The organism is Pseudomonas palmensis (assembly GCF_049942755.1).
Taxonomy (GTDB): Bacteria; Pseudomonadota; Gammaproteobacteria; order Pseudomonadales; family Pseudomonadaceae; genus Aquipseudomonas; species Aquipseudomonas palmensis.
Window position 1 is genome coordinate 4,201,180 of sequence record NZ_CP187958.1, and the last position, 25,626, is coordinate 4,226,805.

Consider the following 25,626-nt stretch of genomic DNA (forward strand, 5'->3'; position numbering starts at 1 on the left):
ATGCAGGATAAATCACTCGAGAGGGATATCGTCGCCTGTCGGCTCTTTGAGGACCTAATCGGACCACGTGTAGAGAATGAGGAGCTGACCGCGCGCCCATCCGATGTCTATCTCACCGGCATCCTTTGGCCCCAGCGTATGGTGATGGCGGGGGAGGACGATGATCGCCTCGGAACCGCGGGGGCGAGTTCGGTAGAGGGCAGCGACAGTGAGAGCGATGCAGTCAGAACCGGATCGATCCAGAAACCGTCTGTAGCAGGCATATCGTTCAGTGCTACATCCTCCGCCGTACCGCAAGTACAGGTTGTCTGCAGCTTTGCTACGTACCGGATGGAACAACGTGACGGTTGCGACATCTGGATTCGCCAGCCGCACAGAATAGAAATCCCGGTCCTTGACCTGTCAGTCGGACCGCCTCGCCAGATTGCGCTTGCGGTACACGGTAAAGGACTCCCCAACGTTTCACTTAGTGTCCGATGCATCAATGCTGGCGGGGCCGTGCTGGTCACTCTTTCGCTCGTGAATTCGATAGTTCCAGAGCAGAGCCGAAACGAGATTGAGGCCGCGTCGCTTTTCCAGACATCGCTTCGCGTCCAGCCTTGCAAAGGCACATTGCTGGTTCCGAAACCTCCCCGCCGTGGGTTGTCGAGACACCAAGATGAAGCCAATGGGAGCGCCACGATCAGCGATGAGGAAAGCGGGGCACTGCTGTATAGAAATGTGGCAGAGTTTGCTGTTGGGCATGTCTGCTCCGCCGAATGGGAATCCTCCGAACAGGTGGCAGGGGCTCTCTCCACTGCGCGTTGGGTCGGGATGACATGGCTGCCATCAGCCATTGTTGAGGGCGTTGACCCGAATGGTCATGTTTTTTTCTCTGAGCTGGGCAATGAGAGCGGCGCGCTCGATCCTCTATCGGCTGAGGCATTGGCCTTGGCCGATACAGCGTCTCTCCAACAGGCACTGCAGCTTTTCTGCGACGCCTACGATCGCTGGGTACAGTTGCAGCTGAAGCGGCTTGATGACATGGCAGACGTGAGCCGTGAGCTTAAGTACATTGCTGAGATGCACCTGGTCCGCTGCGAAGAGGCGCTCGGACGTATGCGGACATCAGTCCTTGAGCTTCCCACGAATCCGCGGCTCCGGCGTGCCTTTCAGCTGGCGAACTTCGCCATGCACCTGCAGCACTCATGGGACAGTTCCAAGAGCCGCCACGGTCCTCTGCGTTGGAGACCGTTCCAACTGGGATTCCTGCTGCTGAGCGCTCCGTCATCAGTGGCGCGTGACCACGAGCATAGAGAGGTCATGGACCTCCTATGGTTCCCCACTGGTGGAGGCAAGACCGAAGCATACCTTGCGCTGATCGCATGCATCGCCGTCTATCGCCGCCTCTCCGATGATCCGAATGATCACGGGGGGGTCTGCGCCTTGATGCGTTACACACTTCGCTTGCTGACCACCCAGCAATTTGCGCGGTCTGCCGCAATGATAGTGGCCTTGGAAGCGATGCGCTCCGGGAGAGTATCTTCTCCCGCTGGCCTGCCGTTGCAAGGGGATGAGCCGTTTTCGATCGGGCTGTGGGTGGGCGGAGACGCTACACCGAACAAGCGTGCAGTTGCCTTCGCCTCACTTCAAGGGGCTTTGGAGGTTTCATCTCCGAAGCAGCTCTCCCGGTGCCCGGTCTGTGGCGAGAAACTGAAATGGTCGATGGCGAGCGCGATCTCACCTGTTGATGTTGAATGCACGAACAGTTCATGCAAGATGTGCGGGGTTTTGCCCGTCTTCACTGTCGATGAGGATGTCTATGACAACCGGCCGACCCTGCTTATAGGGACGGCTGACAAGTTTGCCCAGGTCATCCGCGAGAAAAGAACCAACAGCCTATTTGGTGTTTGGGATGGCGCTCCGCCTGATCTTATCATCCAAGATGAGCTGCACCTCATCTCGGGGCCCTTGGGGACAATCGCTGGAACCTATGAAGCGGCATTTGACCTGATGTTCGCCGCGCGCGGGCATCGGGCAAAGATTATCGGTTCGACAGCGACGATCCGCAGAGCGTCGGAGCAGGTGTTGGCTCTTTTTGACCGCGAAGCGTTCCAGTTCCCTCCGCCAGCGATCGATCACGACGACTCTGGTTTCGCGGTCCGTGATCGTCGACCGAAGGCAGTGGGAAGGCGATATCTTGGTGTCACGACGGCGGGTCGATCGGCAAAGTTTACCCTGCAGGCCGTCGCAGGTTCCCTGCTGCAAACTGCTTTTGGGGCATTCAGCGATGATGTTCGTCGGGACGCCTACTGGACGCTCGTTGGGTACTTCAACTCCCTTCGCGAGCTTGGCGGAGCGCTCGTCCTCATGCAGGACGACGTCACCGACAGTATTGCACTCTACGCTGATGCTCGCTCCGAAGAAAGAAGGCCTCTCAGCAACGTTGAGGAGCTCACATCCCGGAGAACACAGGAAGAAATCCGCGGGATGCTCGACCTTCTCGACATCAAAGTCGGGCTTCCGGGGGCTGTCGACGCTGTTCTTGCGACAAATATGGTCAGCGTCGGTGTGGACATTTCCCGACTGGGTCTCATGTTGGTCAATGGGCAACCCAAGACTATCGCCGAGTACATCCAGTCGACTAGTCGGGTCGGGCGGGGAGATGTTAGCGGACTCGTTGTCCCGGTCCTCAACAACGCCAAGGCTCGGGATCGTTCGCATTTCGAAACGTTCTGCAGCTGGCACCGCACCCTTTACAGGGACGTGGAGGCGACTAGCGTTACTCCCTTCGCATCACGGGCTCGCGACCGGGCGCTGCATGCGGCGCTGGTGGCTGCAGTACGTCATCTCGTACCAGGCATGCTCGACTCTCCGCAAATGGATGACGACGCAGAGGATCTGGCGATGGATCTCATCGACCGGATCGTCGAGCGTGCAGATCGGATCGATCCAGAAGAGATAGCTGTTCGGGAAGAGCTTGAACGTCGTCTCGACACATGGAGGGCAAGATCCCCTACTGTCTACTGGAGCGACTACAAGGGAGGGAAATCCCTTCTTCAGAGCGCCGAGCGTGCAGCCGCTCGCCGAGCTGCTGGCCGCGATACCGGCGCAGCTTGGCCGACCCCCAACTCCATGCGGACTGTAGAGGCCGGAACCCCTTTCAGGATGGCCCCTGCCCTCAGGGTAAAGGATGATACACATGAAGAATGACCTTCAGGATCTGCGGCGTAGTGCAGTTGTTTCGACATTTGGTCCTGGCTCGGTAGTTGACTTTCGGGCGGGAGGCGGAGCTGTCTCTGGAATCGCTGCGGGACTTGAGGAATGGGATCGCTCCTTTCCTCCTGCTGGTTTGGCCCACCCACAGGTCATACGAGAGACGCGCTTGCAGAAGAAGCTTGGTGTGAAGGGCTTCAGAACGCCCCCTGTTACGCTGGAGCGTAGGAAGGATGATGATCCGGACAATCGACGTCTCGTTGCTGTGCGCTTCCCTAAATGGCTGCAATGCCCTAGCTGCGACGTCATCAAGCCGGAACGGCGTTGGAAGAACGATCCGGGCCATGCTTATCGTTACTGTCCGACATGCACGGAAAAAGCCCATGGCAACAGCAAGGTTTTCGTCATCCCCGTCCGTTTCGTCATGGCCTGTAAGCATGGACACGTAGACGAATTTCCCTGGGACTGGTGGGTGGGGCACAAACCTGAGTGCCGGGTGGCGCAGCGTGACAACGTAGACCGTCACCCTGGGCTGATGCTGCAATCCGAGAGTCCCGGTCTCGCAGGGCTTATCCTCAGTTGCCCGAAATGCGATGCACGCCGGTCAATGGACGGTGTTTTCTCAAAGAAGACCTGGGAGCATGGACCGAAATGCCGGGGGCATCGACCATGGCTGGCCGACGGCGATGAAGTCTGTGGTAAGGAACAGAACGCGGTCCAGCGCGGCGCGTCCAACCTGTACTTTGCGGTGACAGAGTCAGCACTCAGCATCCCGCCGTGGTCCGACCGTCTTCAGGAAGTATTGGGCGATTGGTGGAGCTCTCTCACGAATCTCGATGATTTAGCAAGGTTGGAGGACTACATCGGCTTTCTTGCGAAAGGTGATTTGGAAAACATTTTGAAGGATCTGGAAATGTCGCCAGCGGATCTGGCAGAGGCGATCAGAAACCGCCTTGCATCGTATGGGCAGCTCCGAACCGACGATTTGCGCCCGGCAGAATATCGACAGTTCGTCACCGAACCAGGTCGTAGTCGGACTCCAGACATCGACTTCGAAACTCGAAGAGAAATCGTATCTCCGGAAATCGCTCCATGGATCTTTCGAGTTGTACGAGCGGTCCGTCTTCGGGAAGTTCGCGCCATCAAAGGATTCACCCGGATCAATCCGCCTGGTGATCCCGACTCGCCCGAGGTAGCGCCGCTTTCAAAGGAACCACTTGAATGGCTCCCTGCCATCGACGTCCGCGGCGAGGGCATCTTTCTCGCTTTAAACGAAGAGCGGCTATCAATATGGGAAAACCGTCCTGATGTCATTGCACGTGCCTCCGAGTGTGAGGTTCGGCATCAGGCGGACTGGAAGGAACGGTACGGCGGCGACACCAAGCCGTTGCAGGTGATCACCCCTCGATACATGCTCTGCCACACGCTTGCGCATGCACTCATGCGCCAACTTACGCTGGAATGTGGATACTCCTCAGCGTCCCTTCAAGAGAGGATCTATGCCGGGAGTGGCGATGAGCAGATGGCCGGGCTTCTGATTTATACGGCGACACCGGATTCGGACGGAACGCTTGGCGGACTTCAGCGGCAGGGAAAGACAGGGTGCATAGAGGGCATTCTTCAGCGCGCGATTGACGCGATCGAGTGGTGTTCATCCGACCCGCTTTGCATCACGGACATGATGGAAGCGATCAACAGTTACTCGCACTCAGTGTGCCATGCTTGCTGTCTTGCTCCAGAGACTTCATGCGAGGCTTTCAACAGCTTCTTGGACCGTGCCTTTTTGATCGGTGACGGTACAGGCTCGGGACTCGGATATTTCGAAGACATGCTTAGGAGAGACTGATGGCAGTACTCTGGCCAAGGAAACTGCCACGATCGGTACTGGATGATCCGAGGCGCCGCGCTGAGGTTCGCGTATATAACCGCCTGGCAGAGGTTCTCAATGATGCCTTTCATGTCTTCTACTCAAGTCCCTGGCTGGGTACCGACAGGCTGGGGAACGAGAAAGATGGCGAATGCGATTTTCTCGTTGCACATCCTGATCACGGTATCCTTGCGATTGAGGTCAAAGGGGGGAAGGAGATTACCTTCGATCCAAAGGACTCTCAGTGGCGCAGCACTGATCACGGCAATTTTGTCCACAAGATCAAGGATCCAGTAGCGCAGGCGCGAGGTGCTAAGCATGAGATCCTCAGCCGTCTTAATAGATCAGCCAGATGGCCAAAGCGTTTCATACATGCCGCTCATGGTGTGATCTTCCCGAGCACGGCTTCTCCCCGAGGCGACCTCGGAGCTGATCGCCCGGCCTGGGTGTTCTGCTGCTCGTTTCAGTTTGAGCAGAGGCTGGGCGAATGGATCGCCGACCGGTTGAAGGCGGGACATCGGCCTAACAACTGTCAACCGCTTGGTCGTGACGGCATCGCTGCGCTGGAAAGGCTACTGGCGCACCCCTTCACCCTTAGTTTCCGGATCGGCGCTGCTCTAGCGGACGCCGATACGGAGTTTCGCGTCCTTGAACCGTCCCAGTACCATGTATTGGATATCATCCGTGATATACCGAGAGCTCTAATCCGGGGTGGGGCAGGGACTGGCAAGACTGTGGTGGCGATCGAGGAAGCGCTTAGATCCGCCGCAGCAGGTCGCAGGACTCTACTGACTTGTCATAGTCGCCCGTTGGCAACAAACCTTGAGCGAAAATTGAAAGACGTTGAAAACCTAACAGTTGCTGGATTTCATGCGCTGTGCGGGCGCATCTCGCGTCAGGTGGGGGTCCCGACACCGTCCGATACCTGTGAGCAGGATCTCTACGACAGCGCCCTACCAAACGCGCTCTATTGTGCGATGGAGATCCAGCCTGCTCTAAAGTGGGACACCATTATTGTCGATGAAGGCCAGGATTTCCGTGCTGAATGGTGGGTCGCTATCGAAGCCTGTCTCACTAGCAGTGGAAGTCTTCGCGTTTTCTTGGATAGCAATCAGAAAATTTACGACAGCGCCGGGAATGGTGTTCATGATCTGAGCGTGGTTCCGGTTAGGCTTTCTCGAAATCTTCGCAACACGAAGAACATCCACCAAGCCGCTTCGACACATTATTCAGGCCCCGAGATAATCGCCGATGGGCCCGATGGTCTTGAGGTCTCTTGGCTCAACGCTGATAGTCCTGATTCGAAAATCGCGGCTGCCTACAGAGAGCTTCGACGACTCGTACACAAAGAGGAAGTAGCTCCTGGTGACATTGCAGTCCTTGTCAATGGGCCTCTGACTCGGACAAGCTTTCTCGAAAAAAGTAGTGGAACAAATATTCCGTTTACAAATGCCGAATCCATGGTACTCGAAGACGTGGTCGTAGATACCGTACGGCGGTTCAAGGGGCTGGAGCGGTCGGCAGTAATTCTCATCGTCAGCGGCGAGGAAATGGAGCAGCGTGAGCTTGCCTATGTCGCGCTTTCAAGAGCTCGGGCCTACTTGTGTATTGTGTGTGCCGAAGATGATGAGCGATGGCTTTCAGGCAAGGATAATCGCGACGCTTGACGCGTTCCCAATCCACTATCGTGGGTGATAGTGCGGAACAGCCCCACTTCCCTTGTGTAGTGGTCAACTGATCCCGGACACTGAATTGAGTTTTTCCTCTGCGACCGCAGGCGGTAGCCCTTCGTTGAATTGATGCGGTCGCCGCCAGTTGTACCGCTCCATCAAAAACCGAATGATATCTTGCTGTGCCAGCACAGCGCTCATGTAGCCCACCGTCGGTATCCATTCAGTCTTCAGGCTGCGAAATAGCCGCTCCATCGGCGCGTTGTCGTGGCAGTTGCCGCGCCGACTCATGCTCTGCGTGAAGCGGTATCTCCATAGTCTCTGGCGGAAACTCCGGCTGCCGTATTGGCTGCCCTGGTCGCTGTGAAACAGCACATTCTGAGGCCGGCCACGCTGCTCATAGGCCATATCCAATGCCTTGATCACCAGGTCGGCATCAGGCTTGGCTGAGAACGCCCAACCTACAACACGCCGGGCACAAAGGTCGATGACAGCCGCCAGATAGTGCCATTGGCCTTCAGCCCAGACGTACGTAATGTCACCGCACCAGACTTTGTTCGGGGATGCCACGCTGAACCCGCGATCAAGCACGTTCGGGATATCAGGCCGCTCCACGGTAGCCTTTTTGTAGGCATGGGAGCCCGGCTGTTTGCTGATCAAGTTCAGCTCGCGCATCAACCTACGTACCTTGAATCGCCCGATCTGCATGCCGTCCTCTTTCATCATCAGCATGATGCTCCGGCTGCCCGCAGCGCTTCGGCTTTGCGTAAACAACTCGTTCACGCGGCTACGCAAGACTACTCGTTCGGCATCCGCATACCGACGTTTCCGGCAGTACGCGTAGTAGCAAGATCGGTTGACATCAAATACCGAGCACAACAGATCAACAGGCTCTTGAGCCCGCAGTTGATCGATTAACGCGAACGCTCGTGTTCCTCGGCCATCAAGAGCGCTGTGGCCTTTTTTAAGATCGATTTTTCCCGTTCTAGCCGATTGATACGGGCTTCGAGTTTCCTGGATTTTTTGCTGCTCAGGTGTCAGAGCCTTGCTGGTGGGAGTAACACCGCTACGTTCTTGCTGAAGCTGGCTCACCCATCGACGAAGCGCCGATTCGACCAATCCGAGCGAACGGGCGGCTTCGATATGGCTGTAGCCTTGGTCGAGCACCAGGCACGCAGCCTCGCGCTTGAACTCAGGGGTAAAGGTACGACGTTGCTTGGTCATCAGACACCTCTCTATGGCGAGCATTCTCGCCTAAATGGGTGCCCGGAATCATTAAACCACTACATAGGTACTACGGTCAGCTGGAGTGAGCGACAAGGAAAACGGGCCAGGAAGTATATTGTTGGTTCAAATCCTGCACTGCATCCAGGAGCCAGTTCATTTCCAAGTCTCGCTTGCGAATTCCACATTCCCAAAGCTCGAATACGCGCCAACCCAGATCTAGAAGTTCGTTTCTTTTTTTTACATCCCGCTTCACGTTCTGTTCGAACTTGGAGTACCAGAATTCTTTGCGAGAACTGGGCGTGGTCGTGTACCTGCATCCGGGGTGTCTGTGCCAGAAGCAGCCATGAATGAATATGCAGAGGTGGTAACGAGGCAATACAATATCTGGACGACCAGGCAGCTCTCTAGGGTGCAATCGAAACCTGAAGCCATGCCTATGCAAAAATTTTCTGACCTTCATCTCCGGGATTGTGTTGCTACCCCGGATGTTCGACATCATGCGAGATCTGGTTTCTTTACTGACTATGTCCATGATTGATCCCCTAAGTGTGCCTCGAGGAGCTGCCGCGACGATTACTGACCACTCCACAGCGTGAGCGGAGGGGATTTGATTGCCACGAGCGCGGTTGCAGCTGCGCTGGTGCCTCAATCCTGGTAGAGTATCGCGGCTCGGCTGCGTACGCTGTTGCCATTCCTGATTCTTGAAAAATGATGCCCATGACCCATTACCAGAACCTCCTTTTTCCGCCGAAGGTGATCGCCGAGCCAGCTGCTGCAGTTGAGGGCGCTATCCAGATCGTTGACCTTTTCGCAGGTCCTGGCGGGATGGGTGAAGGTTTTTCATCCTCCGGTGATGGCAAGCACTTCGATATCATCGTTTCTGCCGAAATGGATCCTGTCGCGAGAAGAACGCTCAGACTCCGTGCTTTCTACCGTTTGCTCAAGCGCGAGTACCGAGACGGTCTGCAGGATTATTATCGGTACTGCAATGGAGAGGCAACAACGCCCAGTAGTCCAGAAACAGCAGAATTCTGGAACCGGGCCGAGGAGGAGGCAAGGCAGATAACCTTGGGTTCGATAGAGGGTGACGAGGAGCTGAATGAACTCATCAAAGCCAGATTGATTAAGGATGGTCGCCCGTGGGTCCTGATTGGTGGCCCTCCATGCCAAGCGTACTCGATCGTTGGTAGAGCCAGAAACCAAGCCAAGCAGGGTTACGTACCTGAGAATGATCATCGTCATTTTCTTTACAAAGATTATCTTCGCATCATCAAGGATTACTGCCCCACTGTTTTTGTCATGGAAAACGTTAAAGGGATCTTGTCTTCCAAGGTCGGGGGTAAGGGGATTTTTTCGCAGATCTTGAATGATTTGGTTGATCCTACCAAAGCATTGGATGGGGTAGAAGGTGGGCAGAAATACAAGATTTGCTCTTTGGTCTCCGAGGAATCGTTCAGTTCTTCAGATAGTATAGATGGAGTTAACCCAAAGTCCTTCATCATCGAGGCTGAAAAGTACGGAATTCCGCAAGCTCGTCATCGTGTGATTCTTTTGGGAATAGCGGTCGATGAGCAGGGTAATGTTCCGACTCATGAGCTCTTGCATACAGTGGACCCCGTGTCGGTCAGGCAAGCTATTGGTGGGCTGCCAAAACTTAGAAGCAAACTTTCACGGCGGTCGGATTCTCGGGAAGAATGGTATCGAACCGTTGCCGATGAAGTGGATGATTTGCTGCGTTGCGCAGAGCTCGAAGATGGCGAACTCATTGAACCCCTGCGAGCTACTCGAAATGCACTTTTCGATGCGCCAAGCAGCTCAGGTAGTGAGCGAGTTCTAAAGCAGCAAGGTGAAGGTAGTACCGGTATCCAATCGCTAGATGCTTGGTATCAGGACCCCAATATCAAATATTGGATGAGTCATAATTCCCGTGGTCATATGCAGTCGGATCTTCGGCGATACGCTTTTGCAAGTACGTTTGCTGAGCATAATAAATATTCACCCAAAGGCCATCAACAATTCTCACTTCCTGGCCTCGCTCCCGCTCACAAAAATTGGGAAAGTGGTAAATTCAGTGACCGCTTCAGGGTACAGCTTGCCGAGTTACCGGCAACTACTATCACCAGCCATATCTCAAAAGATGGGCACTACTTTATTCATTACGACCCAGCGCAATGTCGTAGCCTGACTGTTCGCGAAGCCGCGCGACTTCAGACATTTCCGGACAACTACTATTTCGAAGGAAATCGAACCCAGCAGTACCACCAAGTGGGTAATGCAGTACCGCCTTTACTGGCCAACAAGATCGCTAAAATCGTGTATGACTTAGTATGTCGGCGGGCTGCCGAAAGTCGAGATAATATGTAGATCCGAGCTGCGCAGGATGCAGCACTTTAGCACCTGATCAAGCGGCCGATTGTACATTGGATAAAAATATAGCTGAGTCAGCCGAACGCACTATACATGCGTAAGAGCTTTATAATTATGACCCGGTTAATATTGAATTTGCGAAGACTAAAAACTTACTGGGCACGATGGTATCGCTCTTTTCCGGATGGTCGAATTGGTCGGGAAATATACGTCAAATGGCTTGTATGTTTTGCTTTGGGTGATCGGTCTACCGCATGGAGCGACTAAGTGCGTCATTTACTAGCGGCAATAGTGCTCGGTTTTTCCTGCTCTCTGCCCGCCTTGGCGGGGGATGGCCGCGCCGTAGAACCCACGTTCCTCGGAGTAATCGTTACCTCGTCTCTGGCCGTGACGCTGTTTCCCGTGACCCTGACCGAGGACGCGGAAGCCAGCAGCCGTAATAGCAGCAAAAACCAGGATAAAAAAATCGTAGACGCCCGCAATGACGCGGCGGCCTACGTGGCAAGCGACGGCGCCATTCTGGGCGTGGAGCTGCAAGCTGCCTTGTCAGCGCTGCGGCCCGCAAGCACGGTAATTACTGAGGACGAGATGCAACTGGCGAGGGCGATCCTGGCCTATCAACCAGCGAACTAAAGTCCTGCTAAAGCGCATTTCTCACAACGGATTTGCAATCCGTTACATCCAAACCTCAGCCTTTCCCTATTCCCTGTAGTCTCTTTCCCAATCATACTCCCGCCGCACGCCAGCCATTGCGCCGGCCCTGTCAGCGCTCTAGTCTCCTCAGCGTCGTTGCTCATCAACGACCGGCTTTGACAGGCCGTCCCTGACTCTTGGCGCACGTGCACCCTTTATGGCGGCTGTACGTGGGGCACACTCGTGTGCGCCGAGTTCTAGAGTCCTCGGTCTGTCAACCCGCGTACCGCTGCCACCTTCTTGTTTGACAGCAGGTCTGTAGCAGCCTCATCGACTCTAGAGGTTCATCATGCTCAAAATCGTCCCAGACCCACCCCACCACACCTCCCAGACCCTCGAAGACATCCTCATCCAACTCTCCGAATACCTGCTCTGCGCACAGACCGTGTCGCAGCACGCGGTGCTACTTCATTCCCAAGCCCCCCAGCAGATGCTCAGCCTGGCGGCCGTGCATGAGATAGAGCACGCGCGGGGGTTGGTGGAGGTGGCGTTGAGCCGGGTTCAGGCTGTTCACTGATGGGGTAGTAGGGGGCTTGGGTGCTATGCGACCGTGTTGCGGTCGTTCGCGGGTCAAGCCCGCTCCTACAGGGTTTTGTGGTGTGCATTCGGCTACGGCGGTGTCTGCATTCGCTGGCAAGGCCAGCTCCTACAAGGTTATGCGGCGCCTGTAGAGCCCCCACACCTCCTGAAATTGGCAACGCTGCAGGAGCATTTTGGATGGACAAGGATTCGATTGCACCCGCCACAAACGCGGTCAAAACCATCGGCGTCGGCACCTTCGGCGAAGGCGAAGCAGCCTCCAACGCCGACCGGCTGTTCCGCGTGCAACCCGGCCACAATGCGCAGTTCGCGCTGGAGCAAGCCGCCGCGCTGATGAGCTGCGTGTACAAGCTCACCCTGCAAGCCGGCACCCAACAGGACGCCTCGCTGATCTGGGCCGCACACTGCCTCAGCGGCATGTCAAAAGCCCTGGTCGAGGACGTGGCTCACGCCATGCTCACCGACTAGTCACCTCCGCATAGCAGCGGGCGAGGGCGCCGATGCTGCCCCTCGGTCGCTGCAAGGCCGTCACCGATCACCCGCACCCGCGCCATCACCACCTGCGGCTGCTGCATCACCGCAAAGTGCCCGCCCTCGATCATGCGCAAGCTGAAACCACCCTCGGTCACGCGCTGCCAACAAGCCAGCGATTCAAAACGCACCTGCTCGTCACCCATACCGCCAAACGCATCCACCGGGATGTCCAGGCCGCGCACATGCGTGTGGCGATACCCCAGAATCAACTCCAGGTCGGCCTGCAGTATCGGCACCGCCAGGTCCATCATCGCCTGGTTCGCCAGCACCTCCCGTGGCGTGCCGGCAAGGTTCGCCAGGTAATCGCGCAAGGCCTGGTCATTGAGTGCTGGCAGGCCAGCGCACACGGGCAGCCAGTCCGGGCTCTGGCGAGAAGACACCAGCAGGTGCACGGGCTTGCGCACCCCCTGCGCCAGCAACACCCGCGCAGTCTCGTAGGCGAGCAGGGCGCCCAGGCTGTGCCCGAACAGCACCAGCGGCTTGTCGGGCAACGCCTGGCACTGCTCGGCAAACGCCGCGGCCACCTCCGTTACCGAGCGGGCGAACGGCTCGCGCAAGCGTCGGCTGCGCCCCGGCAGTTCCACGGCGTACAACTCGCACACCCCAGCCGCCGCCTGCTTCCACGCAAAGAAGCTCTGCGCGCTGCCGCCTGCGCAGTGAAAGCAGACCAGGCTGACCGGCGCTTCGGCGTCTGCCAGCCACTGCACCAGCGGCTCAGCGGGTTTCATCGAACAGGTCCAGCTCGCTCGCCAGGTACAGCTGGCGCATCTTCGCGCGCTGGATCTTGCCGCTGGTGGTCTTGTGCATGCTGGTGGGCTGCACGAACACGATGCGGTTGAGGGTGATGCCGTGCTGGTCCACCACTGCGCTGCGTACCACCGCCTTGAGCTGACGCGGGTTGTCCTGAAGCCAGCGCTTGATCTCGCGGTTCAGTTCGATGGCCGCCACCAGGGTCTGGCGCTGCTGCTCGTTGTCGTGGCTGAACACCGCGCAACTCTGCGGGCGCACCTCGTCCAGGGCTTCGATCACGGTGTACTCGATGTCTTCGGGGTGCAGGTTGCGGCCCTCGCAGATGATCAGGTCCTTGAGCCGACCACACACGTACAGCTGGCGGTCGTCGGGGCCGACAAAACCCAGGTCGCCGGTGCGCAGGTAATCCAGGGGGCTGCCATCGTCGATCCGCGCTTTGAAACCCGCCTCGGTCGCCGCCGGGTTCTGCCAATAGCCCTGTGCAATGCTCGGCCCGCGTAGCCAGATTTCGCCGATGTGCCCAGGCGTGCAGCGCTGTCGGCTGGCCGGGTCGACGATTGCGATTTCCACCTCCCACGAAGGCTCGCCACACCCCACCAGCTCCTGCGATGCCCCCGCATCCACGGGCACCACCACCGAGCACACCGGCCGCCCCTGCGGCCCGCCGCTCACGAACAGCGTTGCCTCCGCCAGCCCATAGCACGGCACAAACGCGCTGGCCCTGAAGCCATGCCCCGCATACTGCTGCGCAAAGCGCGCAAGGCTTGCCGGGCGTACCACGTCGGCGCCGTTGAGGGCGTGGGTCCAGTGGGACAGGTCCAGGCCCTGCAGGCGTTCGGCGTCGTAACGCTCCACCGCCAGGTTGTAGGCAAAGTTCGGCCCCCCGGCCAACCGCACCTTGTACCGCGCAATGGCCTGCAGCCAGATCAGCGGCTGACGCACGAAGGTCGCCGGCGCCATGATCACCGTGTGGTTGCCCAACACGATGGGCAGCAGCTGCCCGAGTATCAGGCCCATGTCATGGTGGTGCGGCTGCCAGGTGACGAAGTCGCTGGTGTGGTCCAGCGCCCAGCTGTCGCGCATCATGCGCAGGTTGGCAGTGATGTTGGCGTGGCTCACCCTCACGCCCTTGGGCGCCGAGGTGGAGCCGGAGGTGTACTGCAAGAAGGCGACGCGCTGTGGGTCACGCTCCGCAGGCCGGGCGAACGTCAACGGTGCGTCGCAATCGTCAGTAGGGCTCAGCATCGCCAGCGCCGCCGCCGGGGTGCCGGCAAATGCCTGCTGCAGCATTGCCTGTTCGCTTGCGGCCACCAGCAGCAGGCAGCTGCCGCTGTCATGCAGAATGCTCAGGCAACGCTCCACCCGGCGCCGGTTCGGCAGGTTGACGGGGACGGCGATGCGGTCGGCGATCAGGCAGGCCAGAAAGCTTGCGATAAAGTCCAGGCCCTGCGGGAAGAACAGCGCCACGCGATCACCCGGCTCACTCACGGCCTGCAACTGGCGGGCGATGGCGTTGGCCCGCCCCAGCAACTGCTGGTAGCTGACCTGCTGCTGTTCTTCCCCCTGGTCGTCGAGCAGGGTGAACAGCACCTTGTGCGGGTGCACCCAGGCGCGCAGCGCCAGGCTATCGTGCACCGCCAGCAGGCCGGTGGCACTGGCCAGTTCCTGTGGGCTCAGGCAGCTCTTGTCAAACATGCGCGGCCTCCCCACGGGCGGCAATCGCCGCGATGGCGAGGGCCAATTCGGCGATGGTCGGGTGCTCGAACACCAGGGTCGGCGACAGGCGCAAGCCAAACTGCTGCTCCAGGCTGCCGATCAGTTTCATGCCCGCCAGCGAGCCGAGCCCGAACGCACCCAGGGGCGTATCCAGGTCGATGTCCTCGGGTGGCAGGTCCATTTCACAGCAGATGAATTCGCTGATGCGCGTTTGCAGCGTCTCGACCAGGGTCATGGCGTTGTCCTTGAAGGGCAGAGGGGAGGGCAGAGCAGGTTGAGCAATTGCTCCGTGGGCATGGGAATGGGCAGCTCGGGCCGGCAGCGCTGGCGCCAGTGATTGAACAGCCACAGCGAGGCATCGCCCGGCTGTTGCCATTGGTTGAGGCCGGCGAGCATGTGGGCCTGCAGTGCGCGGCGTGCGCAGGTGGCTTGGGTCGCGGGGTTGGCAGCGTCGCCAAGGCGGTCGCGCAGGGCGGCCTGATCGCCGCCGCTGTCGCTGAGGTAGAAGGCCTGCATCGCCTCGGCCTGTTCGTTGCGCAACCTGTCGAGCACATAGCCGGGCGTGCGGCTGGCGAACTCGGGGTAGCGCCAGTCCGTCAACGGGCGATGCTCGGCCTGTGTCATGCCGGCAAGCTGCTGCTGACGCTCGACGGGCAGGCCGGCCTCGCTGCCCAGCAGAAACACGCTGCCGCACACCACGAAATCCACCCCCATATCGAACATCGCCTGGGCGCTGGCAGGGCTGCCGATCAGGCCGCTGGCGCCGATCTTCGGCCCGCAAGGCTTGCGCCGGGCCAGCGCTGCCAGCAGCAGGGGCAGGTGTGTATCGGCAGCAATCACCAGCGCATCGGCGTCAGCCTCCAGCTCATCGATGCACTCGACCCGCACCTGCCAACGCACCCCAGGGCAGCGCTCACGCAGGGGCTGCCAGTGGGCCGGCACCTCGATGCAGGTCAGTGTCTGGTCCGCCAGCCAATCAATCAGTGCCGGATCAGCGCGGCCATGCAGGCGGATACCGAAACGGCCGCCCACCTGCGGCTCGGCATTCAGGCGCAGCACACGGGCCTTCAACTGTTTTTGGTCCAGGCCGTGACTGTCGATCAGCCCCATGGCCCCGTGGCGTGCCAGTTCGCTCAGCAGCGCGGGGGCGTCAGGCGCAATCACCAGCACAGGGCGCGCAGGGGCATTCGACCGCTCAACGGCAGGCTGCTCACGAATAGCCTTGAGCATCCCACCCAGAATCGCAGGCTGGCCGATCTCGACAAAATCCTCGACGCCCTCGGCCAGCATCCGCTCGATCACCTGCTGCCATTGCACCGGGTGGGTCAGGTGTGTGGACAGTGCCTCCACCAGCCCGTCGCGGGTATGCGGGCGCGCGTGCACGTTGGCGATCACCGGGAATGCCGGTTCGCGAAACGCTCCGCTCATGCGTTGCAGAAAGTCCCGAAACGGTTGCTCCACAGCGGCCATGTGCGCGGTATGGAAGGGCCCGCTCACCTTCAGCGCAATGGCCCGAATCCCCCGCGCTGTGCAGTGCTCCAGCAACTGTTCAAGGGCTGCCAGCGTGCCCCCTACGATGATCTGTGTGGGGCTGTTGATATTGGCGATGGCCAGGCCTGCATCCGGCCGTTCGTCCAGCAGTGCCTGAACCCGCTGCCGATCCTGGCCCAGCACCGCCACCAGCCCGCCGCCCTGCACCTGGGCCATCAACCGCGCCCGCTCGATGACGATGCGCAGGCCCAGGCTGAAGTCCAGCGCGCCGGCAGCGGTCAGCGCCGCGTACTCACCCACGCTGTGCCCGGCCGCAACGCTGGCAACGGCGCCATCCTCACGTGCCGCCAGGTAGCCAAGCCACGACACCACATAGATGGCCGGCTGGGTGAAGGTGGTGAGGTTCAACTGCTGCTCGGGGTCTTCCAGGCACAGACGCTCGATCGAGTAACCCAGCACCGCATCGGCTTCGGCCACCAGCGCCGGAAAACGCGCGAACAACGCCGCGCCCATGCCCTTGCGCTGGCTGCCCTGGCCCTGGAACAACCACGCCTTCATGCGCTCACCTGCTGGCGCACAAGGTCGAAGGCGCGCATCTGCATGCCCGCCAGGCGCAGTGCGCAGCGGCCATCGGCCGTGCACAGGGCCACATCGAAGGTCATGCCCTGGCGCTCGACAATCAGCTGCCGCGCGTCTCGCAACGCCTGGGGATCAAGCGTCAGCGTGCGAATGCGATAGGGCAGGCTGGTGCCCGCCGCCGTGCTCAGGTGGGTCAACAGCGCAGCCCACAGCCGGTAGCCGTCCAGGCCCTGAGGCAGTGTCGCCCGCACACCCTCTGCCGTGACGGGCAACGCCTGCAATACCGGCGCGGCAGCAACCGCAGCCGCGGTCTCGACCTGCAGCAGCACCTGCCTGTTCACACTCACCTGCCAATGCCGTGGGGCGCGGGTAAAGTGCAGCGTGTCGCTTGCCGCAAGGGCAACCGGCGGGCCAAAACACACATCGTTCCAGTGCAGCACGCTGCTTGGCTGGGCCACATGGCCCACCAGGGCGGCCAGCGCCATGCATGAACCCGGCAGCGCCGCGCCAGGCGCCCAGCAGTCGAGCCACGCCTGTACCGGCGTGGCCGGCGCAGGTGCTGCGACGGCTGCGCTGTACCACACCCGCTCCAGCCGCCAAGGGTAGGCCGGCAAGGGATACTTGTGTGGTCGCGGTTCGTCGCCATACAGCGTGGCCCAGCCTGGGCTCGGTACTTTGCCGGCCACCCAATGCGCAGCCCATTGCTCGAGCAGTGCACGGTCGGCCCGGCCACTGCCTGCCTCCGGCGCCGGTTTGGCGGTCAGCCCATCAGCGCTGTGCCACCGGGTATCCGAGGGGCAATCAGACGACCCCAGATACGCCCGCAGCTGTTCGAACAACGCCTCGCGACTATCGACCACCACCGCCAGCCGCCGCACCATCGCATCGCGCCCCTCCTGCAGGCTGCGGGCGATGGCCGCAAGGCTGGCCGACAGGTCGCCCGGCAACGCATTCAAGCTCTCCAGCCGTGCCGCCTCTTCAGGCTGCACCGCCGCTTCGCCCACCAGCCGCTCGACCACCTCTTCAAGGCTTACCGCACCGCGCCATGCATCGATGGGTACGTCCAGTTGCAGGGCGTCCAGCGCCTGCTCCAGGCAACCTACAAAATCCTCGGCGTCCATCTTCAGTTCGGCAAGCCGGGTGGCCACACCGTTGCCTGGCATCAGCCCCAGCAGGTCGCGCAGACGTTCGTCCAGCGCCTGGCGCAGCGCGCCGCCGGCATCGGGCAAGGGCTCGCCAAAGGCCGCCAGCAACTGCCGCGCACGGGCGCGCAGGCCGTCTTCATCCTTGGCCGACAGCAGCACCAGATACGCCTGGCCGTCGGGCACGCCAGGGCTGTCGCTCCCCCTGTCGGCAGCCTTGAGCACCACATGCGCATTCACCCCGCCAAACCCGAACGCACTCACCCCGGCCAGCAGCGGTGCATCCTGTTCGCCCATGGAATGCGTGGCATCGGGCAGATAGAACGGGCTGCCCGCCAGCTCGATCTGCGGGTTGAGCGCGTCATGGTGCAGGTTGCCCACCACCTGGCGATGCTGCAGGCACAGCAGGCTCTTGATCACCGAGGCAATCCCGGCCGCGGCTTCCAGGTGGCCGATCTGGCTCTTGAGCGCGCCCAGTGCGATGGGCGTGCCGGCCTCGGTCATGGGCAGGGCGTTCTTCAGCGCGTTGATTTCAATCGGGTCACCCAGCGGCGTGCCGGTGCCGTGGGTCTCGATCATCCGCGCCTGGCTGGGGCAATGGCCGCTCTGCTGCCAGGCCCGGGTGATCACCTCGGTCTGCGCCTTGGGGTTGGGCGCGGTAAAGCTGTGGGCACGGCCGCCGTGGTTCTGCGCGCTGGCGCACACCTGGCCGTAGATGAAGTCGCCGTTGGCCTGGGCTGCCGCCAGCGGCGCAAGCACCAGCGCGGCCACCCCTTCGCCGCGCACATAGCCGTCGGCACTGGCAGCGAAGGTCTGGCAATGTCCGGCATGGCTGAGCATGCCGGCCTTGCCGAAGGCGATGAACAGCTCCGGCCCCAGCAGCAGGTTGACCCCGCCCACGATCGCCAGCTCGCATTCACCGTCCTGCAGTGCCTGCCGGGCACGGTGCAGTGCCACCAGCGAGCTGGAGCAGGCGGTGTCGATGGCCTCGCTGGGGCCGTGCAGGTCCAGGCAGTACGACACCCGGTTGGCGATGGCTGTCAGCGCAATGCCGGTGCCGCGCCAGGCATCACTGGGCACGCCGTCGCGGCGCATCAGCGTGGGGTAGTCGGCATGGCCCACGCCCACGAACACCCCCACCCGCCGTTTGGCCAGCTGGCTTGGCGCATAGCCGGCATCTTCCAGCGCCGCCCAGGCCGCCTGCAAGAACAGCCGTTGCTGCGGGTCCATGCCTTGCGCTTCGCGGGGCAGAATGCCGAAGAAGCGCCCGTCGAAGCGGTCGACCCAGGGCATGAAGCCGCCGCGCTGGCAGTAGGTGGTCTCTTCCCCGGGGTTCAGCGTGCTGTCGTGGTCGCGCCAGTTCCAGCGCTCGGCCGGCACCTGGCCGACCGCATCGCGGCCTTCGCGCAACAGCTGCCAGAACGCGCGCAGGTCTGGCGCCCCCGGCAGGCGAGCGCTCATGCCGACCACGGCGACCGGCGTCACGACGGGCATGAGACCGGCTCCCACTCTTGGACGTGGTGTGCGGCGCTGCTGGCGTCATAGGTGTGGGCGATGCTCAGCAACGGGCTCTGGCGATTGCCGGCCTGGGCCCGCTCGCGGCCCTGGCGCAGCTCCTTGGCCAGGTAGTGCAGGTAGGTGGGGCCGTGCATCTCGTAGTTGTTGCGTGGGGTGGCCAGGAACTCGCGCTCGATCACCTTGCGCTCGGCGGCAATGTGCGCGCGCTCGGCCTCGGCACCGGGGCGCTGGTACGCACCGGAAAAGTAGTCGGCGGCCACCTCGGCCTGGCGCTCCATCATGTCCAGAAAGCCCCAGGTCACGGCCTGGAACACGCCGATGAAGGCAAGGTTCGGCACCTCGGGCAAAAAGATCCGCTGGTACAGCGGAATGCGGTTTTCCTCGATCTGCAACAGGCTCTGGGGCAAGAACGGGAAGTCGGTGTGATAGCCCGTGGCGTAGATCACCGCGTCCACTTCCAGGCTGCTGCCATCCACGAAGTGCACGGTGTTGCCGTCGATGCGCTGCACCTGCGGCACCACCTTGAGCTTGCCGTCGCCCACGCGGTTGGCGAAGTTCTCCGACAGCGTCGGCAGGCTCGACATCATCAGGTGGTCGGGCTTGGGCATGCCCAGTTGCTTGCGCTTGGCGATCAGCAGCTTGTACAGGCCGGTGAACATCAGCCCGGTCAGCGGGTAGGGCAGAAGCTTCTTCACCCACCAGTCGTTGAGTGGGCCCATCACCTTGTCCACGCGAATGCCGAACAGGTAGTGCGGCAGCACGTACACCCCACGGCGCAGCGACAGGTAGGTCATGCGTGCATCGTGGCTCACGTCCACGGCAATCTGCGCGCCGCTGTTGCCCACGCCCACCACCATCACGGTCTTGTCCTGGTAGGGGTGGCGATAGCGGTAGTGCTTGGAGTGGATGCTGTCGATCCGGGCAGTGGCTGCGTAGTCCGGCAGGTTGGGCGTGTTGTGGTGCCCGTTGGCGACCACCAGCGCGTCGTAGTGACGTACTTCGCCCGAGCCCAGGGTCACCCGCCAGGTGCCGTCGGCCAGGCGCTCGGTGTGCTGCACCGGGCACTCCAGGTGAATGCTGTCGCGCAGCGCGAAGTGCTCGACGAAGCTGTCCAGGTACGCATGCACCTGGCGGTGCGAGGGGAAGTCCGGGTAATGCGACGGCATGGGGAAGTCGCTGAACTGGTACAGGCCCTTGGGCGTGTTCATGTTCATGCTGTGCCACACCGAGGTGTGCTCGCCCGTGTGGTCGAAGGCCCAGATACCGCCGATGCGGTCGCGCTTGTCGAAGCAGTCGAAGGCAATGTGCTTGCGCTTGAGCGCGCGGGCCATCGACAGGCCGCCGACCCCGGCGCCGACGATGCACACCCTGGGGCCTGGCCCGGTCAGCGGGCGAATGGCGGCCACACCCGGTGCGGCGTGGCTTGGCGAGTTGACGCGAGTGTGCTCAGTCACAGGTTGGGTCCTTTTTTTTTAGGGTGGGTGAGGCTCGACAGAAACTGCGCAGTGCGCGTATCGCCCAGGTGCCGGTTGTGTTCGGCGCAGTCCTGCAGCACGCCGTCCACGCCCCGGGCCAGGGCCCGGCGCAGGTTGGCGACCATCAGGTCGATGCTGTCGCGGTCGATGTTCAGCGGCGGCAGGTAGCGCAGGCAGTGGTTGTGGATCGGGCACACGGCTGCCGCCACCCCGCCTTCGGGGTCGCGCAGCAGGCTGCCCCACAGCAGGTAGCCGAAGCTGCGCTCGACAAACGCCGGGGTGCCGGCCAGCTCCAGCTCCACCGTCAGCAGCAGGCCCTCGGCGCGCACTGCGCGAATCAGCGGGAACGCCCGTTGCAGCTCCAGCAGGCGCTGGTGGAAGTACTCCCCCTGCGTTCGCGCATGGGCCAGCGCACCCTCGCGCTCCAGTGCCTGCAGGCAGTTCAGCGCCAGGTGCGCGCTCAGCTGGCTGATGCCGCGCCCCTGCAGGTCGGCCACGCGCTGCGGTTGTCGCTGGGCGCCCGCGTGGGTCACGGCCTCGCTGCACAGCACCACGCCCATCGGCAGCAGGCTGTCGCACAGCGCGCTGCCCAGTGCCACGATATCCGGCTGCGGCACCTGTGCCTGGCTGTGCAGAAAGCGCCCGGTCATCAGGTTGGTCTGGGTTTCGTCGATGCCCACCAGGTAGCCGCCGGCGTCGCGATGGCGCTCGATCATCGCGATCAGGTGGGGCGGCACCGGGCGCGAGGCATTGGCATCGACCTGGATCGTCTCGAACCACACCAGGGCGATTTCTCCGCTCAGCAGGTGGCCCTGCAACTGCGCCTCGGCGTCTTCGGCCAGCGGGTCGATGAACACTGTATGCGCATGCAGTGGCTCGAACGGCGCGCGGAAGATATCGAAGCCCAGCGTGTGCGAGGCCGCGGCGCTGAGCATCGAGAACCCCAGCCCGCCGCTCAAGCACAGCAGTTTGTGACGTTCGCCCCTGGCCGCCAGCAGGCCGAGGGTCAGCGCGGCCTCCACGGCGGTGACGTTGCTGGAGGCCGGCAGCGCCATCGGCAGGCCGGTGTTGTGCTGCAGCAGGCCTTGCAGCTCGCCCCAGTAGTCGCGCCGGGTGTCGTGCTGGCGCGCGACCTGCTCGATCACATCCAGCGGGTTGAGGCCGCGCGGGCAGGTGCCCACGTTGACGAAGCAGTCGATGATTTCCCGCGAGGGTTCGCCATCGTGCATCAGCCGTGAGCGCACCCCGCGAGCCTCGTGGAAGCGCCCATCGAAGCCGTGCATGCGGGCGATCTTCGCGTAACCGCGGTTGCCGTAGCACAGGTGCGCCTGGTAGGTCGCTTCGCTGCTGCTGGCGATGCGGCGCAGTTCGCGTTGTTCATCCACGCTCAGCCCGGCGGCGAACTGCGCCATCAGGTGTTCGAAGGCCAGCTTGAACGGCAGGCCGAAGTTGCTCATCACATGGCGCACATAGCTTTCGTTGGGCGTCATCAGCCACGGGTTCTTCACCCGTTCATGTACCAGGCAGGCGCCCAGCGGCGCCTGGAACCCGCTCAGGCCCTCGCCCAGCACGATCAGGTCGGGGCTTTCGCACAACGCCAGCAACGGCCAGTGCCCGGCCTGCCGGGCAGGCTCCACCACCAGGCTGAGAATGCCGCTGCCGGCCAGCTCGCGCAGCCAGGCATCGCAGGCCTCGGCGTTGGCGTCGGCGGCCTGGATGCAGGCCACCGCCGCCAGTTGCTCGGGCCCATGCTGGCGCTGGTAGGCCAGCGCCTGGGCAAGGCTCGCCACCACCCGGATGCCGGGTACCAGCGCACTGGCATCGGCGCGCTGCAGCGGGTTGAAGTAGCGCGCCCAGTAGCCGCTGTCGTCGATCAGCAGCAGTTCGCCCTGGCCGTCGGGGGTGCGGTTGCGTGCATGGTGGCGGGCCAGGCGCAGGGCCGCATCCAAGGCTTCCTCCAGCGAAGTCATGAAGTAGCTGCGGTAATCGGCAGGCTCGCGCTTGCCGCGCTTGGCCAGGTGATTGAGCAGCAGGGCGGTCTGCGCGGCGGGCGCCGACAGGATCGCGCAGTGGCCCTGTTCGCCCTGGCGCACGTAGTCTTCCAGCGTCTGCAGGGTGTGCGCGGTGGCCGGCTGAAACACCGGGGGCACGGGGCGCCGGGCCGGGCCTTCGGGGGTTGGCAGGTTGTGCAGGAACTCCAGCAGCAACTGGTTGTAGCGTTGGTGATGGGTAAAGCCCAGCAGGTGCCCGGCGCCCTGCACCTCGATCAGTTCGGCATGCGGCACGGCGTTGGCGATCAGCGCCGAGTAGGCCGGCGGCTGATAGGCATCGTCGCTGGCGCAGATGATCCTGCACGGGCAGTGCAGGTTGCCCAACTGCGGGCGCAGGTCGAAGTCGCCGATCACCTGCTGGTAGGCCGGCAGCGCTGCCATGTTCCAGCCGCGGTTGAGGGTCATGAAGCGCGGGCTTTTCTGCAGCTCGCCCATCAGTACCGGGAAGTTCGACGCGCCTTCGCTGAACGGCGAACTGACGCTGATGCACAGCCCTGCGCAGCGGTGCGGGTGGGCCAGGGCAAAGGCCTGGGCCAGCACGCCGCCGAACGAATAGCCGATCACCGGCAGCGGCTGGTCGATACCCAGCTGATCCAGCAGCACCACGATATCGGCCACCAGGTGCGCAATGTCGAACGCGGGCGGCAGCTCGGCCTCGCCGCAGCCGGGCAGGTGCAGCATGATCAACCGGTGCCCGCGCCCCAGCGCCTGCAGTTGCAGGCGCCACATCACGTCGTACTGCATCACCAGCCCGCCCAGCATCAGCACCGGCGTGCCGCTGCCATAGGTCGCGCATTCCAGGCGCGGCGCGCCGGGTCGGTGGATCTGCACCCGCGTGGCCTGCTGGCACAGGCTGAACTGTTCGTCGAGCAGGGCCTGGCTGGGCTCGTACTCGTTGCTCACTCGCGTGCCCTGGACCACCGCCGGGGCAGCGGGGGCGAGGTGCTCATAGCGTTGCCACAGCGCCTCGATGCTCAAGGGGCCTTGCGTAGCGGGTGTGGCCACTGCGCCGGCAGCCACGGGCGCAACCACCTGCGCCATCGGTGGCGCCGCAGCCACAACCGGTGCGGGGGCGGGCAAGGGCGCACTGTCACCGTAATGCTCGAGCAACTGCCCGTGATGGTTGGCCAGCAGGTAGCCGCAGAAACTCTGCAGGTTCTGGAACTCGAAGAACACCGTCGGTGGCACGCTGATGCCGAAGCGCTGGGTGAACAGCGTGCCGATTTCGGTGGAGGCGATGGAGTCCAGGCCATAGTCCATCAATGCACGCGTGGGCGAAAAGTCCGCCGGGTCGATCTTCAGCACGCCCAGCAGCAGATCGCGCAGGTCCTCCAGCAGGCGCTGCTCCAGCGGCGGCGCGGCGCCGGCATCCAGGCTGTCGAGCAGCAGCAGCGCCTGGCGCGCACTCAGCGCGCCGGCATCCGGGTCGCCCGTCAGGGGCAGGTGGGTCGGTTGGTTCATGGTCGGTTCCCCGGCGTGTCGTCGATGGTCAGGCGCTACGCGCCAAGGGTGGCGAGGGCTGCAGCCGCGCGGTCAGAAAGTTCACGGCCCGGATGAACTTCCACAGGTCCACTTCGTGGGCGTGGCGCTGGGTCTGCATGAAGCGCTGCTGGCCCAGGTCGAGCAGCTGCGGCTGACGCTTGATCTGCTGCACGGTGTGCCAGGCCGGGCTGCGCAAGGCACGGGCCTGCAGGTAGGCGGCCACGAAGCGCCCGGTCATGTTGGCCAGGTTGCCGATGCCCGACGGCGTGTTGAGGTAGCCGACGAACACCAGGTCGTCGTGCTCGGCCGGCAGCATGCGCAAAAACAGCGAGTCGAAATCGCGCTGCCAGTCGAAGGTCTGCAGCGGCAGAAACGGCAGGTCGATGCCGTAGCCGGTGGCCCATACGATCAGGTCGATGGTGGCTACGCTGGCGTCGCAAAAGTGCACCTGCTGGCCGTCGAAATGGCTGATGTCGGGCTTGGCCTGCACATCGCCATGGCCGATGTAGTAGAGAATCTGCGAGTTGAGAATGGGGTGGCATTCGCGAATGCCGTGGTCCGGTGCGGGCAGGCCATAGTCGCGCCCGTCGTAGCCGGCGAACTTGAAGCTGCGCTCCACGTGCGCCCAGTATTCGTCCTCGTCGGCAAATTTCGGCGCCTGATCCATCAGCCATTCCTGGGTCGGCTGGCCATCGATGAACTTGGGCATGTAGTGGTAGCCGCGCCGGGTCGAGTGCAGCGCCAGGCTGGCGGTTTGCGCGGCGTCCACGGCAATGTCGCAACCGGAGTTGCCGCCACCCACCACCAGCACGCGCTTGCCGCGAAACTGTGCCGAGCTGCGGTACGCGCTGGCATGCAGGGCCTGCCCGCTGAAGGTGCCGGGGTACTGCGGCACCTTGGGCGTGCCGAGCAGGCCGTTGCATACCACCACCGCCTCGTAGCGGGCCTGGCGCCCGTCGTCGAAGCTCAGCAGCCAGCCGTCGGCGGTCTTGTGCATGTGGGTGACGCGGGTGTTGAAGCGGGTGTGCTGCTGCAGCTGGCAATGCTCGGCCAGTTGCGTCAGGTAGTCGAACACCTGGGTGTGCCGCGGGTAGTCCGGGTAGTGCTCGGGCATCGGGAAGTCGGCGAACTGGGTGTTGCGCTTGGAGCTGATCAGGTGCACCGCTTCATACATTTTCGAGGCCGGGCCGTCGGGCTGCCAGTTGCCGCCGAAACGCGCGGTGGCCTCGATGATCTCGAAGGCCAGGCCCACTTCGCCGAGGGCCTTTGCCACGCCCAGGCCACTGGCCCCGGCGCCGATGATGGCGATAGTCGGCTGCTGCATTGCAT

General features: G+C 62.1%; 17 protein-coding genes. 7 read left to right on the top strand and 10 right to left on the bottom strand.

Going from position 1 to position 25,626, the window contains the following annotated elements:
- The 3 genes from ACPRTJ_RS19520 to ACPRTJ_RS19530 are packed head-to-tail and all read left to right on the top strand — an operon-like array spanning position 1 to position 6,729.
- Entirely contained in the window at positions 1–3,192 is a 3,192-nt protein-coding gene (locus tag ACPRTJ_RS19520) for a helicase-related protein (protein ID WP_426427187.1), read from the top strand.
- A complete protein-coding gene (gene drmB, locus ACPRTJ_RS19525; RefSeq protein ID WP_426427188.1) occupies positions 3,182–5,041 on the top strand; it encodes a DrmB family protein in 1,860 nt (619 codons plus the stop codon). Before ACPRTJ_RS19520 ends, drmB begins: the two co-directional genes overlap by 11 nt.
- The gene (locus tag ACPRTJ_RS19530) at positions 5,041–6,729 is read left to right on the top strand and encodes an NERD domain-containing protein (protein ID WP_426427189.1); all 1,689 of its coding nucleotides are present in this window, start codon (positions 5,041–5,043) and stop codon (positions 6,727–6,729) included. Before drmB ends, ACPRTJ_RS19530 begins: the two co-directional genes overlap by 1 nt.
- A 63-nt stretch (positions 6,730–6,792) precedes the next feature.
- On the opposite strand, the gene ACPRTJ_RS19535 is transcribed toward ACPRTJ_RS19530, so the two are convergent.
- Together ACPRTJ_RS19535 and ACPRTJ_RS19540 are read right to left on the bottom strand one after the other, a co-directional pair.
- On the bottom strand, positions 6,793–7,956 hold the full coding sequence (locus ACPRTJ_RS19535) for an IS3 family transposase (protein ID WP_426427190.1): 1,164 nt from the start codon (positions 7,954–7,956) through the stop codon (positions 6,793–6,795).
- A 76-nt stretch (positions 7,957–8,032) separates the two neighbouring features.
- On the bottom strand, positions 8,033–8,491 hold the full coding sequence (locus ACPRTJ_RS19540) for a very short patch repair endonuclease (protein WP_426427191.1): 459 nt from the start codon (positions 8,489–8,491) through the stop codon (positions 8,033–8,035).
- A 185-nt stretch (positions 8,492–8,676) separates the two neighbouring features.
- Here ACPRTJ_RS19540 and ACPRTJ_RS19545 point away from each other — a divergent pair, with 185 nt between their 5' ends.
- The 4 genes from ACPRTJ_RS19545 (at position 8,677) to ACPRTJ_RS19560 (ending at position 12,027) form a co-directional block, all read left to right on the top strand.
- On the top strand, positions 8,677–10,323 hold the full coding sequence (locus tag ACPRTJ_RS19545) for a DNA cytosine methyltransferase (RefSeq protein WP_426427192.1): 1,647 nt from the start codon (positions 8,677–8,679) through the stop codon (positions 10,321–10,323).
- A 270-nt stretch (positions 10,324–10,593) separates the two neighbouring features.
- Positions 10,594–10,959, top strand: a complete 366-nt coding sequence (locus ACPRTJ_RS19550; RefSeq protein WP_302100203.1) for a DUF2388 domain-containing protein — start codon at positions 10,594–10,596, stop codon at positions 10,957–10,959.
- A gap of 349 nt (positions 10,960–11,308) precedes the next feature.
- Positions 11,309–11,536: a hypothetical protein gene (locus tag ACPRTJ_RS19555; protein ID WP_426427193.1), complete on the top strand. Its 228-nt coding sequence runs from the start codon at positions 11,309–11,311 to the stop codon at positions 11,534–11,536.
- A 200-nt stretch (positions 11,537–11,736) separates the two neighbouring features.
- Positions 11,737–12,027: a DUF3077 domain-containing protein gene (locus tag ACPRTJ_RS19560; RefSeq protein ID WP_052504224.1), complete on the top strand. Its 291-nt coding sequence runs from the start codon at positions 11,737–11,739 to the stop codon at positions 12,025–12,027.
- Here the strand turns inward: ACPRTJ_RS19560 and ACPRTJ_RS19565 are convergent.
- From ACPRTJ_RS19565 to ACPRTJ_RS19600, 8 genes are read right to left on the bottom strand one after another with little or no spacing between them, the layout of a single operon-like run.
- On the bottom strand, positions 12,024–12,821 hold the full coding sequence (locus tag ACPRTJ_RS19565) for a thioesterase II family protein (RefSeq protein ID WP_426427194.1): 798 nt from the start codon (positions 12,819–12,821) through the stop codon (positions 12,024–12,026). The genes ACPRTJ_RS19560 and ACPRTJ_RS19565 overlap by 4 nt on opposite strands.
- Positions 12,808–14,538 carry a fatty acyl-AMP ligase gene (locus ACPRTJ_RS19570; RefSeq protein ID WP_426427195.1) on the bottom strand — a complete coding sequence of 577 codons (1,731 nt, stop codon included), beginning with the start codon at positions 14,536–14,538 and terminating at the stop codon, positions 12,808–12,810. The genes ACPRTJ_RS19565 and ACPRTJ_RS19570 overlap by 14 nt, the downstream gene beginning before the upstream one ends.
- On the bottom strand, positions 14,531–14,794 hold the full coding sequence (locus tag ACPRTJ_RS19575) for an acyl carrier protein (RefSeq protein WP_043860793.1): 264 nt from the start codon (positions 14,792–14,794) through the stop codon (positions 14,531–14,533). The genes ACPRTJ_RS19570 and ACPRTJ_RS19575 overlap by 8 nt, the downstream gene beginning before the upstream one ends.
- Positions 14,791–16,608 (bottom strand): acyltransferase domain-containing protein, encoded by a 1,818-nt coding sequence (locus ACPRTJ_RS19580; RefSeq protein WP_426427197.1) that lies wholly within the window; start codon positions 16,606–16,608, stop codon positions 14,791–14,793. The genes ACPRTJ_RS19575 and ACPRTJ_RS19580 overlap by 4 nt, the downstream gene beginning before the upstream one ends.
- On the bottom strand, positions 16,605–19,265 hold the full coding sequence (locus tag ACPRTJ_RS19585; protein WP_426427199.1) for a beta-ketoacyl synthase N-terminal-like domain-containing protein: 2,661 nt from the start codon (positions 19,263–19,265) through the stop codon (positions 16,605–16,607). Before ACPRTJ_RS19585 ends, ACPRTJ_RS19580 begins: the two co-directional genes overlap by 4 nt.
- A complete protein-coding gene (locus ACPRTJ_RS19590; protein WP_426427200.1) occupies positions 19,253–20,743 on the bottom strand; it encodes a flavin-containing monooxygenase in 1,491 nt (496 codons plus the stop codon). The genes ACPRTJ_RS19585 and ACPRTJ_RS19590 overlap by 13 nt, the downstream gene beginning before the upstream one ends.
- Positions 20,740–24,276: an alpha/beta fold hydrolase gene (locus ACPRTJ_RS19595; RefSeq protein ID WP_210015254.1), complete on the bottom strand. Its 3,537-nt coding sequence runs from the start codon at positions 24,274–24,276 to the stop codon at positions 20,740–20,742. The genes ACPRTJ_RS19590 and ACPRTJ_RS19595 overlap by 4 nt, the downstream gene beginning before the upstream one ends.
- 28 nt (positions 24,277–24,304) lie before the next feature.
- Positions 24,305–25,621 (bottom strand): flavin-containing monooxygenase, encoded by a 1,317-nt coding sequence (locus ACPRTJ_RS19600; protein WP_088515204.1) that lies wholly within the window; start codon positions 25,619–25,621, stop codon positions 24,305–24,307.
- Positions 25,622–25,626 lie beyond the last annotated feature (5 nt).